Origin of the sequence: Cohnella panacarvi Gsoil 349, from assembly GCF_000515335.1 — a bacterium.
Lineage (GTDB): Bacteria > Bacillota > Bacilli > Paenibacillales > Paenibacillaceae > Cohnella > Cohnella panacarvi.
On the sequence record NZ_KI911563.1, the window covers coordinates 307295 to 321528 of the forward strand.

Below are 14234 nucleotides of genomic sequence, written 5' to 3' on the forward strand. Positions count from 1 at the left end.
ATGGATAAAATAAAGTTCGTAGATTCGCCCATAAGCAAGCAAATAACGGAACTTATCAAAGACTGCGGTCATCGAAGAGCGGCGATCTGGGCTGCGGAGTGCGCCGAGCATGTACTTGTATGCTTCGAACATCATCATCCGGACGATACGCGGCCGAGGAAAGCGATTGAAGCGGGGCGAGCGTGGGCGCGCGGAGAACTGTCCATGAGCGCCGCGCGCGCGTCGGCGTTCGCCGCTCATGCCGCGGCTCGGGACGCCGGCAGCTCGGCCGCTTCAGCCGCGGCCAGGGCAGCCGGTCATGCGGCGGCCACCGCTCATGTTATCGGCCATGCGGCGCATGCCGCGACTTATGCCGCTAAAGCAGTGTCTAGCGCTTCGCATCCCGCCGAAGCGCTAGACAACACGGCCGCCGAACGCCGGTGGCAATGGCAGCAACTTGTTCACGCTCCTTCGTCTCGCTCTTGAGACGAAGGCTTTTTTGTATAAAGTTTGTCCAAATTAATGATCGGAGTAGCGGTTGTGTAGTAGAATTAGTCGTAAATTCAGCAGTTCGGAAGGATAGGAGGGGACGGAAGCGGGAAAGAGACGAGTGCCGAATAATCATTTATGACATGAAATAAAGAGGATGATTAGCCATGTTTCGATTAGACCGCGTATCTCCGGATCACGAAGATTTTCAGTATCTGATCGGGTTGCTGGATCAAGATTTATGGAATCGGTACCCGGAGACGCAGCAGTTTTTCGCTCCGTTCAACCGAATCAAGCTGGACGCCAACGCGATCGTCGCCTATTCCGAGGACTCGCCGGTCGGTTGCGGTTGCTACCGAACGACGGAAGATGGCAATGTCATAGAGATTAAGCGGATGTTCGTCAAGCCGGAGGCGAGAGGCCAAGGGATCGCCAAAGAGGTGCTTTCTGCGCTCGAGCAGTGGGCAAGAGACGAAGGGAAGCGCAGAGCGATTCTGGAGACGGGAACGAATCAGCCCGAAGCGATCTCTTTATACAAGAAGCTAGGTTACGAGGTAATTGATCTCTATGAGCCGTATGTCGATAGCGAAGAGAGCGTCTGTATGGGCAAAGATCTTCAAGGGGATGAACGCAATTATCTATAGAATGCTCTTCCATCGTGTCATCAATGAACCGTTCTCCGACGCAGAAATTTCGGAATTCGATGCGATTGTCGCGGCAGCAGGGGACGACGGACAGTTGCGCTATGACTCGGGTTATCGAAATATCGGTTTATCGATTACCTCTTGCATCGACAAAGTATGGTGGTTAACGGGACGAATCAGATGAGCATCCAGGAATTCGAGAATCGGAGGCAGACATCGCTTACGAAGTCTACGCTTGAGAATCATCCTTGGACTTCGCGGTAACTCCGGACGACTTCGGGATGTTCGATCCGATCGCGATCCATAAGCAGGACGAATCCGTCGTGAAGACGTGGCTGCTGTACAAGCTTAGAACGGCTTTTCTCCGCAAAACCAATTACGGGACATAACGATTTCGAACGTTCCTACAACGGAAGGGATGGGCTTGATTCATATGATCACGATTACGCACGAAGCCAAAGTCGAAGCAGCGGACGTAGCGGAAGTATTCAAAAACTCGGGCATTAAACGCCCTTACGAGGACATCGCGAGAATCCAGCAAATGATCGACCACGCCGACGTTATCGTCAGCGCATGGAGCGAAGGCAAGCTGATCGGCATGGCCAGGGCGATTACGGACTACGTCTACTGCTGCTACCTGTCCGACCTTGCGGTTGACAAGAGCTTCCAAGGACAGCATGTCGGCAAGCAACTTGTCGCCTACTTGCAGAATCAATTGGGAAACGAAGTCAGCATGGTGCTGATCTCGGCCCCGGGGGCAGTCGACTTCTATCCGAAGATCGGATTCGAGAAATCGGATAGAGCTTTCATCATCCCAAGGAAGCGGTAGGTACGATATGGTAAAACAAACGCATGTTTATAAAAGGACGGCTCATTGCTCCATTGAAGCCGACGTGTACGATAACGGGCCGGGTACGCCGGTGATCATGTACTTGCATAGCGGCGCTTTGATATTCGGCACGCGCGAATGGCTTGCCCAAGAACAAATCGACTTTTTCGGGCGCGCGGGTTTCAGCATCGTCAATATCGACTATCGTTTGGCGCCCGAGACGACGATAGAAAGGATCGTCGAAGATGTTAAGGATGCCATCCACTGGGTGAAGCACGAAGCGTCTGGCATGTACGGCTTCGATTCCGATGCGATGGCGTTGATGGGAAGCTCCGTCGGCGGATATCTAAGCTTATTGATGGGGACGATGCCTGACAACGTAAGGCCGAAAGCTATCGTATCGCTGTACGGGTATGGTAACATTATCGGGAGTTGGTTATCGGAACCAAGCGCTTATTATTGCTCGAAGCAAGCGGTGAGCGAGAAAGAAGCTGCAAAAACCGTAGGCGACCGCGAATTGACAAGCGGAGCTTGGGCGCGGTTCGACTACTATGTACGGTGCCGCCAGCAAGGGGATTGGCTGACTAAAGTGTGCGGCTTCGACGCGACAAGGAACCAAGGGCGAATTCTCCCGTATAATCCGATTAGCCATGTCGCGCCGCATTATCCGCCGACGATATTCCTTCATGGGGATCAAGACACGGACGTTCCGTACGAGCAATCGGTGCTCATGCACGACGAGCTGCGGATACACGGCGTCATCTCGAAGCTGGTCACGATCGAAGGCGCGGATCACGTGTTCGACCAGCATTTCGATAAGCCGGACGTTCGTTCGGCTTTCGAGGATATCGTAGCCTTCCTGAACAAGCACGTACGCGCTTAACGATAGCATAAAGCATAAGGAGACGAGCGAATGAATCCCAAGAAGCCTCAAACGTTCCTGTTGATCGGAATCTTATACATTGTCGCCGCGTTGGCATTTTTAATTAATATTATTGTGGATGACCAGCGGATCATGTGGATCGTCCTAACCGTCGTCTTCCTCTTCTCGGGCGTAACGAACTTCATCCTTTACCGCAAACGCAAAAATCAGCAACTAAGCAACGGAGCTGAACCGCATGATACCGATTAAGCTGCCGAGGGAAGAGAAGCTCCAGCTCGTTCAACGTCTGCAGCATTATTACGAGACGGAGCGGGGAGAGAGCATCGGCGAACTAGGCGCAGAGCAACTGGTCGACTTCATGATCGGCGCCATTGGACCTTATGTCTACAATGCGGCGATAACGGATGCACGGAGCGTATTCCAGGAGACAACGAACCGATTGGACGACGAGTTGTACGCGTTGGAGAAAAAACCTTCCGGACGCTCTCGTTAATTTCATGAATTGTGACCCTTTTGTGGCAACTGGATTAATGTGAGATCCATCACAATTTCTTCATCCGATTCCTCTTATGATTGGGGCATACCAGTCAAGGAGGGCTCTTCATGAACAAATGGATGTACACGGCGGTTTTATTGCTCTTGGCGGCGTTCGTCGCAACGGGATGCGGAGGCGGCAACAAAGACAACGACAAGGCCGCATCGTCACCGGCGGCAAGCGAAGCTCCTGCAGGAGATGCCAAAGCGATTACGATCAACGCGAAGAACTTCGAGTTCGATCAACAGGAAATCAAGGTCAAGAAGGGCGACACGATCAGCATTACCCTCAAAAACACGCAAGGCCTGCACACGATCAAGATCAACGGCTATGATAAAGTCATTAAAGCGAATAAGCCCGTAACGTTTACGGCGGATCAAGCCGGCACGTTCGAATTCATCTGCGACACGATGTGCGGCAGCGGGCATGCCGACATGATTGGCAAATTGATCGTGGAATAAGATTAACGGACAACCTTCCGGCTTAACGGCCGGGAGGTTTTTTGTATGTCCGGGCATGTAATCGCATTCACATAACGTTCAAACGTTTAGTGACGAATGTCACAGGAAGCCGCCTGCGGCTCATGCACAATGAATACGTAGAGATCGCGAACATCCCGATATGAGCGGAAAGGGGGTTCTGGAGCTATGCAACGTCCGGAATCGAATCTGTGGGAACTGTACGTCACGTACGACGAATGGAAGGAAGAGCATGATTCTTTGTATGAGCGTCTTCTTCACCTCTGCCGGCTGATGAAATGGAATCCTAACAACTACGATCAACCAGACTGGACGGCCCATCATCTGGAAGCTAGAAGACTCGTCATTCCTTTCATGCAAGCTTGGAAACGGCACTTGGACAGAGAGCGGGGAACGATCTATCCATTCGCCAGAACGTTAGTACCCGGCGGCAGGATGGGGCCGATCGGCGTGCTTGAGCATGATAGCCGGATCGCGGATCAATATTACGACGCTTATCTGCGCGTAGTAGAAGAAGGCGCTACGCCCGAGGAATCGCTGTCTCATCTGTTGCAAGTGCTTATGATCGTCCATGAACATTTTCGGATCGAAGAAGAAACGATCATTCCCGCGACCGAGCAGCTGATGCGCGAGATCGAATACAGCGGCTCCTAAGCGGAATCTATATACATTCCCATTCGACAGGAGGTTCATCGCATGCCTAAACCGGAAGACAAGAAAGAAGAGCCGGCGCTTAAAGGGACGTTCGCGTCCGTCATGCTGCTCGGAGCTTTCATCATACTGACTTGGATAGGCGTATTCGCCTTGTTCATGGCCCGAAACTAACGGAGGAGTGGGACATTCATGCATCTTCATCGTCTTGAGAAAACTTGGCTTAAATTCGGGATATCGATGCTTGCGGTATTCCTGATCGTACTCGGCGTTATGGCGTTCTCGATGGGGATGAAGCCGCCGAGCGAGCACCACCACACGGTCGACCCGACGAAGGTCGCCGAGACGGCGCCATTCGACAATCCCGGCTTGAATCAGATCGGCAAAAATCATTACGAAGCGGTTATGACGGCCTATGCGTTCGGATTCGAGCCGGCGGTACCGCTCGAAGTGCCGGTCGGATCCAAGGTCGATTTCATCGTTACGTCTTCCGACGTCGTTCACGGATTCGCGATCGTCGGCACGAACGTCAACATGATGATCGTGCCGGGCGAGGTGAGCCACGTCACCCATACGTTCGACAAACCGGGCGAATATTTAATTCTTTGCAACGAGTATTGCGGCACGGGACACGAATTCATGGCCATTACGATCGTCGTACAATAGGAGGTTTAGCGGATGAAGTCATTTGACAGAAGCGACAGCAAGCTCGTTCTTGCTCACGTCTTGTTCGCTTTCGCCGCGCTGTTCATCGGCGGCGTCGCGGGTTTGCTGCAGAGCATGGTGAAGAGCGGGTCGATCGAGCTGCCCGCGAATATCGGTTACTATGAGCTATTGACCGCTCACGGCGTGCTGATGGCGCTTATATTCACGACCTATTTTATCGTCGGCTTCCTCTATTCGGGAGTATCGCATACGCTAGGAGGCAAGCTGCTGCCCGTTTCCCGCAAGCTAGGGTGGTACGGATACGCGCTGATGTCCGTCGGCACGGTTATGGGCGTCATCGTCATTCTGCTCGGCAAAGCAAGCGTGCTCTACACGTTCTATGCGCCGATGAAGGCTTCGCCTTGGTTCTACATCGCGCTAGCGCTTGTCGTTGTCGGCAGTTGGTTAAGCGGCTTCGGTATTTTCTATCAATATATTCGTTGGAAAAAAGGGAACAAAGGCAAGCTATCGCCGCTGTTCGCGTACATGTCCGTCGTCACGATGCTGCTCTGGCAAATTTGTACGATCGGCGTCGCGATCGAAGTCGTCGTGCAGCTCATTCCTTGGTCGTTCGGGTGGGTCGACACGGTTAATGTGGTCTTGAGCCGCACGCTGTTCTGGTACTTCGGGCATCCGCTCGTCTACTTCTGGCTGCTGCCGGCGTACATCTGCTGGTACGTCGTTATTCCGAAAGTGATCGGGGGCAAGATTTTCAGCGATTCGCTGGCTAGACTCTCGTTCATGCTGTTCCTGCTGTTCTCGATTCCGGTCGGTTTTCACCATCAGTTGATGGAACCCGGGATCTCGCCGTTCTGGAAATACCTGCAGGTCGTTCTTACGTTCATGGTCATTATCCCGTCGCTCATGACGGCGTTCTCGATGTTCGCCACGTTCGAGCTTTACGGTCGCTCCAAAGGCGCGAAAGGCACGTTCGGATGGGTGAAGAAGCTGCCGTGGAAAGACGTTCGTTTCTTCGCTCCTTTCATGGGCATGTTAATCTTCATTCCTGCGGGGGCAGGGGGAATCATCAACGCGAGTAACCAGATGAACGCCGTCGTGCATAATACGCTTTGGGTAACGGGACACTTCCACATTACGGTCGCGACCAGCGTCGCGCTAACGTTCTTCGGCATTCTGTACTGGCTGATACCCGCGATTACCGGACGCGTGTTGACGCCGAGAATGAATAAGCTCGGGATGATTCAGACGATTATTTGGTGCGTCGGGATGTTCTTCATGTCAGGCGCGATGCATATCGTCGGCTTGTTCGGTTCCCCGCGACGCACGGCGTATAACACGTATAACGATCATCCGGACGCCGTGCTGTGGATGCCTTACCACGTCGCCATGGCGATCGGCGGTTCGATTCTGTTCATCGGCGTCATCCTGATCGTCTACAACATCATCGGTCTGCTGCGCGCTCCGAGAGGCGAGACCGAGTATCCGATCGGGGAAGTATCGGAAGCATCCGAGAAGACGCCGGCGTTCCTCGAACGCTGGGGCTTATGGATCGGCATCGCGGTCGCGCTCATCGTGTTCGCTTATACGCTTCCGCTGGTCGATATGATCATGAACAACGTTCCTTCGCCGGGCTATGTCACTTGGTAATAGATAGGCAAAACTCGCAAGTTGCTGTAAAATAATAACGATACGATCGTCGTTCGCGAATAAGGAAAGAGAGCAGCCATTCTCTCTTCCTTTTTTTGCATTTTATCGAATCGGGAGTTTTACAAGGGAGACTTGAGGAATTGCGCTACGAGAACATCTTATTCGATGCGGACGATCATGTTCGATCGATTGCGAACGGATCGTTTCGACCGATATTACGCCGACATATGAGATCGGGGTGCTCGAGGCGCTATTAACCATTGCAGGGAGATTCTCTAACTTTCCGGCGGACAGGTGATCGGAGTTGGCTTACGCGGCATTCGGATTGGTGCTTATATCCGGTTTTGTGCATTCGGTGTGGAATTTATTCGCCAAGAGAAGCATCAACAAGCACGCGTTCCTATGGCTTTGCTGCGGAACGTCATCCATTATGTTTCTGCCGTTCGTATGGTCCGACCAGGAGGCATTCTCGGACGTAGATCCTCAAGGATGGGTGATAATCGCGGCAAGCGTTATCATCCACGGCGTATATATCTATTTGCTTGCAACGGCGTACAAGATCGGCGACCTGTCGCAGGTTTACCCGATCATGAGAGGGACGAGCCCGCTGCTGGTTCCGGTGTTCGGCGTTCTTCTCCTTAACGAGAGGCTGCAGCTTGTCGGGTGGATCGGAATCGCTTGTATCGTCATCGGTATTGTCCGCGCGGGCAATCTTCGTGTCGGACAACTCGTGAAAAAAGGGAACCATGCGGTATACGTTGCTCTGATGGTCGGCGCGTTGATTACGGCTTATACGGTCGTCGATAAGGTCGCGATTCGTCACGTTCCGCCTCAGCTCTTGACGGAGCTGACGAACATCGGCAACTTCGCCGCGCTTACGCTCTTCGCGATACGAGAGAAGGGAATCGCAAGGGAGTGGCGCGTTAATTGGCCGACGATCTTGCTTGGCGGAATTCTCTCTCCTGGCGGTTATATTCTGTTCTTGATGGCGCTGGAGATGCTGCCCGTGTCCCAACTTGCTCCTATGAGAGAGATCGGCACCGTATTCGGCACGCTGATGGGAGTATTCCTGTTACGCGAGCCGCAAGGAAAGCAACGAATCTGGGCATCCGTTCTTATTACGGCAGGAATCGTGCTGCTCGCGCGGCAATCATAATCGCAACGATAGGATAGCAGTCCCCACATTAATTTTTTACCATTTTCATATGTAAGCGCGATCAAGTTTGGAGCGTACATCCAAGGTAGCGTATAATAAGACCCTAAGATAAAGACGGGCACGAATAGATGAAAGGGGTTGGCAAGGGTGTTACAGGATTTGAAATCGCGTCTTCACGAGGAAGAAGTACGACAATTGATCGAGCTGTCCGTATTCCCGGATCCCGAACACGTCATTCGAACGATCGAGCAATACCGAGCGGTGGACGATCTGAGGATCATGGGGTATGAATCGGAGGGACAAATCGTCGGCATCGTCGGCTTTCACATCGATTCGAACGACCGGATGACCCTGCGTCATATCGCGGTGCAACCGGAAGCAAGAGGAGCCGGATTCGGCCGCGGCATGATTCTGGAGCTGCTCCATCAATTCAACCCCGTCTCGATCGAAGCGGAAACCGACGAGGAAGCGGTCGAGTTCTACAGAAGCATCGGATTCAGGATCGAGAGCACCGGGGAGAAGACGCCCGGGACGGAAAGATTTACTTGTACCTACGATGCGGTCGAAGTAGAATAACGCACCGAATACGCGTTCAGCCACCATTAAGACACATTTAACTAATCTTTAGTTAACGGTCCAACATCTGCACTTGCCTTTGATTTTTTTCTTTGCTAGATTGAAAGAATCGAAGATCGGCAGTGAAGATTTGCACCTAGACGACACAGCAGGCTTCGGTTTGTTTACCGGCCTATTTTTGTGTTGCGAAAGGAGTGATAGCGTTGTCTTTATGGTTGAAATTAATAAATCGAAGATTTCTATTGTTCACCGTCATACTAGCGCTGAAGGGCGCGTTGGCTTGGTACGTCGTCTTCGCGGATGGACCTTCTTGGGAGACGATCGCGACGGAGGTTCCGTTCTTCTGGGCGATCTTCTGTCTGATCGAATGGTTCGCGACGAAGCGCAAGATCCTCTACTACGTCATCGTGAACTTACTCGTCACCGTTCTCTACTTCGCCGTACTCATGTATTACAAGTATTACGGTATTATCGCCACTTATCATGCCCTGAAGCAAGCCGATAAAGTCACGAAAGTCGGCAACAGCACTTATTCTTTGATGGATCCTTATTATTTGCTCGTGTTCTTCGATGTCATCGTGCTCGCCGTGTTCCTCATCTGGGCTCATTACAAATCGAAGTCGGCGCCGAAGCCGATTCGCCCGAGACCTTTCCGCAAGCCGGCAATTTCCGTCATGATTACGTTGTCCGTATCGCTTTGCTTTTTTAACATCTGGACGAATAAAGCCAGCATGAACGAGAACAAGCAAGCCAAAGAGATGGGCATTCTGAATTACGAGATCTATACCATCTTCGCGGATTCGACCGAGGAAGAAGATTGGGTCGAGATGGAAGACATTACGCAGTCTACGATCGATCAGCTTAAGGGGATCACCGCCGCGGCAGCTCCGAAATATGCCGGCGTCGCTAAAGGCAAGAACGTCATTATCATTCAGATGGAATCGTTCCAGAATTTCTTGATCGGACTGACGCTCGACGGCAAAGAGCTGACTCCGAACATGAATAAGCTCGCGAACGACGAGTTCCACTTCAATCACTTTTATACGATGGTCGGCCAAGGCACGACTTCCGATGCCGAGTTCGTCGTGAACACTTCGCTGTACGTGCCTAAACACGAGCCGGCGACGGACAATTACGTTAGAAAAGCGTTGCCAAGCTTGCCGAAGCTGCTGAGCGGGCAAGGGTACAATACGGCAACCTTCCACACGAACCAAGTGGACTTCTGGAATCGTAAAGAGCTGTATTCCGCGATCGGGTTCGATCGCTACTATGATCGGGACTATTTCGGAGATGACGATCATGTAGCGTTCGGCGCATCCGACGAAGTATTGTACGACAAATCGTTCGATAAGCTGCAAGAGATGTCCGCAAGCGGCCAACCGTTCTACGCGCAGTTGATTGCGATGAGCTCTCATCACCCGTACGAAATTCCGAAGGATAAAGTTAGATTCGATCTCCCGGAAGAATTCGACGGAACGCTCGTCGGGCATTATCTCGAGGCGCAGAATTACTCGGACTATGCGCTCGGACAATTTATCGATAAGCTGAAGAGCAGCGGGCTTTGGGATAACAGCATCGTTCTGCTATACGGCGACCACCAAGGATTGCCGCTGTACTCCTTAGATAAACGCGAAAAATCGCTTATGGAGAATATTCTCGGGCACGAATACGGCTATACCGATATGTTCAATGTTCCGCTTATCGCGCATGTTCCAGGCGTATCTTACCCTGCGAAGCTGGATACGGCAGGCGGCCAAGTCGATATTCTGCCTACGCTCGCGAATTTGATGGGCCTCTCGCTCGATCAGCAAATTCATTTCGGTCAAGATCTATTCAATCAGACCGTTAATAAGCTTCCGATGCGACACTTCTTGCCTTCGGGATCCGTTTTCACGGAACGCAAGCTGTTCCTGCCTGGAGAAGCCTATAAAGACGGAGAGAACTATTCGTTGCCGAACGTATCCGATTCGGCACCCGACGTAACGGAAGAGGAGTATAACAATACGCTGAAGCTCCTCCATCTGTCGGATAGCTATATTCCGCAGTTGCCGGACAAACAGAACGTTGAACAGTCGGAAGACGTAACCCCATAAGATTGACTGCAACGGCCGCCTCTCTGAACGGGAAGGCGGCTGTTCGCATCTAATACGGCGCCGCGCTTATTCTGTTAGGGTTTGGGCTGTACGCTCTGTATGAGGCGATTCGCATCGGCTTGTAGCGTGAATACGCGCGGCTTGTGCCCTTTGCTGAAGAATAGCAAGGCGAGCGGGGCGTTATTCGGTTCCAAGAACAAGTAAAGCTCGCTGATAGGCTGCGGATAGATCGGATTGGCGAGCGTTAACGGCTCAGGGTATCGGAAGTGCGCGACGATGCCTCCTGTCGGATTCATCGTAACGCCTCCAAAGGGCTGAGGCGACTGATTAAGGGCATTAATTACCGTATCGCGGAGAGAATCGGTCATCGGGATGATATGGACGACTTTCTCTTGTTTGACGTCGAATATTTCTACGGGCGGAGGCATAGGTTCCGCGGCGAAGCTTGCCCCGCATGGCAGCATGAAGGTATAAAGCAGGAGAATGGCGCAGCAAACTCCGAGTCGGTTATACTTAGATCGGGATTGGATCAGTTCGATCACCTCGGATGAAGTTTATGTCCATTACGAAAGTTTAGATTATCATTATGACCCGGGAGAGACTGCCGCATGCGACCGAATATGACCGTTACGGATGCAACTTTAGACGACCTGGAACGAATCGTCGAAATCTACAACTCCACGATTCCAAGCCGCATGGTTACGGCGGATTTGGAGCCGGTTACGGTAGAAAGCCGTTACGCATGGTTTCATGAGCATTCGCAGGACCGCCGGCCCATCTGGGTGTTGAAAGAAGACGAGCGAATGATCGCATGGCTAAGCTTTCAATCGTTCCACAGCCGGCCAGCATACAACGCCACTGCGGAGCTTAGCATCTATATCGACGCAAGCTATCGCGGCCAAGGGATCGGAAGTTTGCTGCTTAAGAAGGCGATTGCCGAATGCCCGCGTCTAGGCATCGACAACATCGTCGGCCTCGTATTCGGACATAACGAACCAAGTCTTGCGCTGCTCAGAAAGTTCGGCTTTCAAGAGTGGGGGAGGCTGCCGCGCATAGCCGTACTGGATGGCGTAGAGAGGGACCTCGTCATGATCGGGATCAACTTAACCTAACAGAGAGGGGTTATCCCTTCGCCATCAGCGGATGGCGGAGAGATAACCCCTTATTATTGCTGTGGATCTTAGAAAACCTTAGTCGTCCACGATTCGCAATTCCATACTTCGGTTGCGACTTCGCGATAAAATTCGGGTTCATGGCTAATGAGCAAGATACTGCCCTTATAGGCTTTAAGCGCGCGTTTCAATTCGTCCTTCGCGTCGACGTCGAGATGGTTCGTCGGTTCGTCGAGCACGAGAAGATTCGTCTCTTTGTTGATCAGATTGCATAGGCGGACCTTCGCTTTCTCGCCGCCGCTTAGGACGGCGACCTTGCTTTCGATATGCTTCGTCGTAAGTCCGCATTTGGCCAATGCCGCGCGAACCTCGAATTGCGACATCGAAGGGAAGTTTTTCCATACGGCTTCGATGCAGGTTTCGTCCGCGGTAGCTTTGATCTCTTGTTCGAAGTAGCCGATATTCAGATGATCGCCTTTCGTCACCGAGCCGGAGAGGGCAGGAATCTCGCCGAGCAGGCTGCGCAGCAACGTCGTTTTGCCGATTCCGTTCGCGCCGACGATCGCGATTTTCTGTCCGCGTTCCATTAACAAGTCGATCGGACGGCACAGCGGTTCGTCGTAACCGATGACGAGCGATTTCGCTTCGAAGATGAGGCGCCCGGAAGTACGCGCTTCTTTGAAGTTGAAAGTCGGCTTCGGCTTCTCCTTGGCGAGCTCGATCACTTCCATGTTGTCGAGCTTCTTCTGGCGGGACATCGCCATATTCCGTGTCGAGACGCGAGCTTTATTGCGGGCGACGAAGTCTTTCAGCTCTTCGATTTCTTGCTGTTGCCGTTTATAGGCGGATTCGAGCTGCGCTTTCTTCGCCTCGTGCTGCTGCAAGAAGTTGTCGTAATCGCCGACATACCGGTTCAACTCTTGGTTGCCCATATGATAGATCAGGTTGATGACGCTGTTCAGGAACGGGATATCGTGAGAGACGAGAATAAAGGCGTTCTCGTATTCCTGCAAGTAACGCTTCAGCCATTCGATATGCTGCTCGTCCAAGTAGTTGGTCGGCTCGTCGAGCAGAAGGATATCCGGCTTCTCGAGCAGCAGCTTAGCGAGCAGTACTTTGGTCCGTTGGCCGCCGCTTAAATCGTGCACGTCGCGGTCGAGCCCGATATCGCCAAGACCGAGACCGCGGGCGATTTCCTCGACCTTCGCATCGATCAGATAGAAGTCGTTATTCGTCAGCATATCCTGGATGTCGCCTACTTCCGCGAGCAACTGCTCAAGCTCTTCGGGCGTAGCCGATCCCATCCGATCATACATCTCGTTCATTTGTTCTTCCATCTTGATCAGATAGCCGAACGCTCCCTTGAGCACGTCCCGAATCGTCATCCCTTTGTGGAGTACGGAATGTTGATCGAGATAACCGACCCTTACGTTCTTCGCCCATTCCACTTTGCCGGCGTCAGGCTCAAGGGAGCCCGTAATGATATTCATGAACGTGGATTTACCTTCTCCGTTCGCACCGACGAGGCCGACATGCTCGCCTTTCAGCAAGCGGAACGATACATCGTTGAATATCGCACGATCGCCGAAGCCGTGCGTTAAATTTCTGACGGTTAGAATACTCATGATAAGGCACCTTTTTCATCCGATTTAAGGTTGCAACTTTCCTATTATAAGCTGGTTGCGAGCTTTAACTCAACGGTAATCGTAGACAAAGAACAGGCGTAACGATAAACGCCTCCTCGGATAAGTCCCGAGAAGGCGTGGAGGAGAAGACGTCACTTCATAAACTTATATCCGACGCCCCATACCGTCTTAATAAATTGGGGCTCTTTGGGATTCTTCTCGAGCTTGCGCCGCAGATTGGTTACGTGGACATCGATGGCTCTGTCGTTGATGAAGGAATCGATGCCGCGAACGGCGTTAATGAGTTCTTCTCTAGTGAATACGCGACCGGGATGCTGTACGAATAGCTTCATGATTTCATATTCGGAGAACGTGGTTTCGATATGTTCGCCGTCGATGACGATCGTCCTTCGTTCCAAATCAAGAGCGATTCCTTGCTGCGACAGGGAGAGGGACTGTTGATCGGGTTTGGCCGAAGTCCTTGCGGTCGAAAGCACGGGTTGCTGCGAATAGCGTCGAAGCACGGCGTTCATCCTGACCTTCAGTTCCTGCATGCTGAATGGCTTGCATAGATAGTCGTCCGCGCCGGAGCTAATCGCTTGGATTCTGTCGGCGACGGCCGACTTCATCGATATGACTATAAGAGGCAGATCGGTTATGCCGCGAACTTGCGCGCACAACTCGGTCCCGGCCGCATCTGGAAGCATGAGATCTAGCAAAATGATATCGGGTTCGAACGTATGTATCGCCTGTAATCCTTCGCGTGCGGTTTCTACCCGATTCACTACGAAATGCTCTTCAGCTAAATATAAAGTCAGCATTTCTCCGATGATCGGATCATCTTCGATTACGAGCGCTTTCGTCACAATT

The 14234-nt window shown here is 52.1% G+C and carries 19 protein-coding genes; 16 read left to right on the forward strand and 3 right to left on the reverse strand.

Features of this window, described 5'->3' with window-relative positions; all coding sequences use genetic code 11:
* The 15 genes from COHPA_RS22805 to COHPA_RS0101615 all read left to right on the forward strand — a co-directional run bounded on the left by COHPA_RS22805 (position 1) and on the right by COHPA_RS0101615 (position 10627).
* The gene (locus COHPA_RS22805) at positions 1-465 is read left to right on the forward strand and encodes a putative immunity protein (protein WP_027084429.1); all 465 of its coding nucleotides are present in this window, start codon (positions 1-3) and stop codon (positions 463-465) included.
* 170 nt (positions 466-635) lie between these two features.
* Positions 636-1112, forward strand: a complete 477-nt coding sequence (locus COHPA_RS0101545; RefSeq protein ID WP_027084430.1) for a GNAT family N-acetyltransferase — start codon at positions 636-638, stop codon at positions 1110-1112.
* Positions 1113-1360: 248 nt separating this feature from the next.
* Positions 1361-1501, forward strand: coding sequence for a hypothetical protein (locus COHPA_RS25385; RefSeq protein WP_156926581.1), 141 nt, complete (start codon positions 1361-1363; stop codon positions 1499-1501).
* A 29-nt stretch (positions 1502-1530) separates the two neighbouring features.
* Positions 1531-1941, forward strand: coding sequence for a GNAT family N-acetyltransferase (locus COHPA_RS0101560; RefSeq protein WP_027084432.1), 411 nt, complete (start codon positions 1531-1533; stop codon positions 1939-1941).
* Between the two features lie 7 nt (positions 1942-1948).
* A complete protein-coding gene (locus COHPA_RS0101565; protein WP_027084433.1) occupies positions 1949-2824 on the forward strand; it encodes an alpha/beta hydrolase in 876 nt (291 codons plus the stop codon).
* Between the two features lie 30 nt (positions 2825-2854).
* The gene (locus COHPA_RS0101570) at positions 2855-3073 is read left to right on the forward strand and encodes a hypothetical protein (protein WP_027084434.1); all 219 of its coding nucleotides are present in this window, start codon (positions 2855-2857) and stop codon (positions 3071-3073) included.
* Positions 3060-3317: a DUF2164 domain-containing protein gene (locus COHPA_RS0101575; protein WP_027084435.1), complete on the forward strand. Its 258-nt coding sequence runs from the start codon at positions 3060-3062 to the stop codon at positions 3315-3317. The genes COHPA_RS0101570 and COHPA_RS0101575 overlap by 14 nt, the downstream gene beginning before the upstream one ends.
* Positions 3318-3427: 110 nt before the next feature.
* Positions 3428-3820, forward strand: a complete 393-nt coding sequence (locus COHPA_RS0101580; RefSeq protein WP_027084436.1) for a cupredoxin domain-containing protein — start codon at positions 3428-3430, stop codon at positions 3818-3820.
* A gap of 186 nt (positions 3821-4006) precedes the next feature.
* On the forward strand, positions 4007-4492 hold the full coding sequence (locus COHPA_RS0101585; RefSeq protein WP_027084437.1) for a hemerythrin domain-containing protein: 486 nt from the start codon (positions 4007-4009) through the stop codon (positions 4490-4492).
* 42 nt (positions 4493-4534) lie between these two features.
* A complete protein-coding gene (locus COHPA_RS24770; RefSeq protein WP_027084438.1) occupies positions 4535-4663 on the forward strand; it encodes a cytochrome c oxidase subunit 2A in 129 nt (42 codons plus the stop codon).
* Between the two features lie 18 nt (positions 4664-4681).
* Entirely contained in the window at positions 4682-5155 is a 474-nt protein-coding gene (locus COHPA_RS0101595) for a cytochrome c oxidase subunit II (RefSeq protein WP_027084439.1), read from the forward strand.
* Positions 5156-5167: 12 nt separating this feature from the next.
* Positions 5168-6802: a b(o/a)3-type cytochrome-c oxidase subunit 1 gene (locus COHPA_RS0101600; protein ID WP_027084440.1), complete on the forward strand. Its 1635-nt coding sequence runs from the start codon at positions 5168-5170 to the stop codon at positions 6800-6802.
* 304 nt (positions 6803-7106) lie between these two features.
* A complete protein-coding gene (locus COHPA_RS0101605; protein ID WP_027084441.1) occupies positions 7107-7958 on the forward strand; it encodes a DMT family transporter in 852 nt (283 codons plus the stop codon).
* A 147-nt stretch (positions 7959-8105) separates the two neighbouring features.
* Positions 8106-8534, forward strand: a complete 429-nt coding sequence (locus COHPA_RS0101610; protein WP_027084442.1) for a GNAT family N-acetyltransferase — start codon at positions 8106-8108, stop codon at positions 8532-8534.
* A gap of 194 nt (positions 8535-8728) precedes the next feature.
* A complete protein-coding gene (locus tag COHPA_RS0101615) occupies positions 8729-10627 on the forward strand; it encodes an LTA synthase family protein (RefSeq protein ID WP_342667801.1) in 1899 nt (632 codons plus the stop codon).
* Positions 10628-10701: 74 nt separating this feature from the next.
* On the opposite strand, the gene COHPA_RS25390 is transcribed toward COHPA_RS0101615, so the two are convergent.
* Positions 10702-10923 carry a hypothetical protein gene (locus COHPA_RS25390; RefSeq protein ID WP_156926582.1) on the reverse strand — a complete coding sequence of 74 codons (222 nt, stop codon included), beginning with the start codon at positions 10921-10923 and terminating at the stop codon, positions 10702-10704.
* 312 nt (positions 10924-11235) lie between these two features.
* On the opposite strand from COHPA_RS25390, the gene COHPA_RS0101625 reads away from it, so the two are divergent.
* On the forward strand, positions 11236-11739 hold the full coding sequence (locus tag COHPA_RS0101625; RefSeq protein WP_027084445.1) for a GNAT family N-acetyltransferase: 504 nt from the start codon (positions 11236-11238) through the stop codon (positions 11737-11739).
* A 68-nt stretch (positions 11740-11807) separates the two neighbouring features.
* Here COHPA_RS0101625 and COHPA_RS0101630 read toward each other — a convergent pair whose 3' ends face one another.
* Together COHPA_RS0101630 and COHPA_RS0101635 are read right to left on the reverse strand one after the other, a co-directional pair.
* Positions 11808-13364 carry an ABC-F family ATP-binding cassette domain-containing protein gene (locus tag COHPA_RS0101630; protein ID WP_027084446.1) on the reverse strand — a complete coding sequence of 519 codons (1557 nt, stop codon included), beginning with the start codon at positions 13362-13364 and terminating at the stop codon, positions 11808-11810.
* A 152-nt stretch (positions 13365-13516) separates the two neighbouring features.
* Positions 13517-14230 carry a response regulator transcription factor gene (locus tag COHPA_RS0101635; protein WP_027084447.1) on the reverse strand — a complete coding sequence of 238 codons (714 nt, stop codon included), beginning with the start codon at positions 14228-14230 and terminating at the stop codon, positions 13517-13519.
* Positions 14231-14234: the final 4 nt, after the last annotated feature.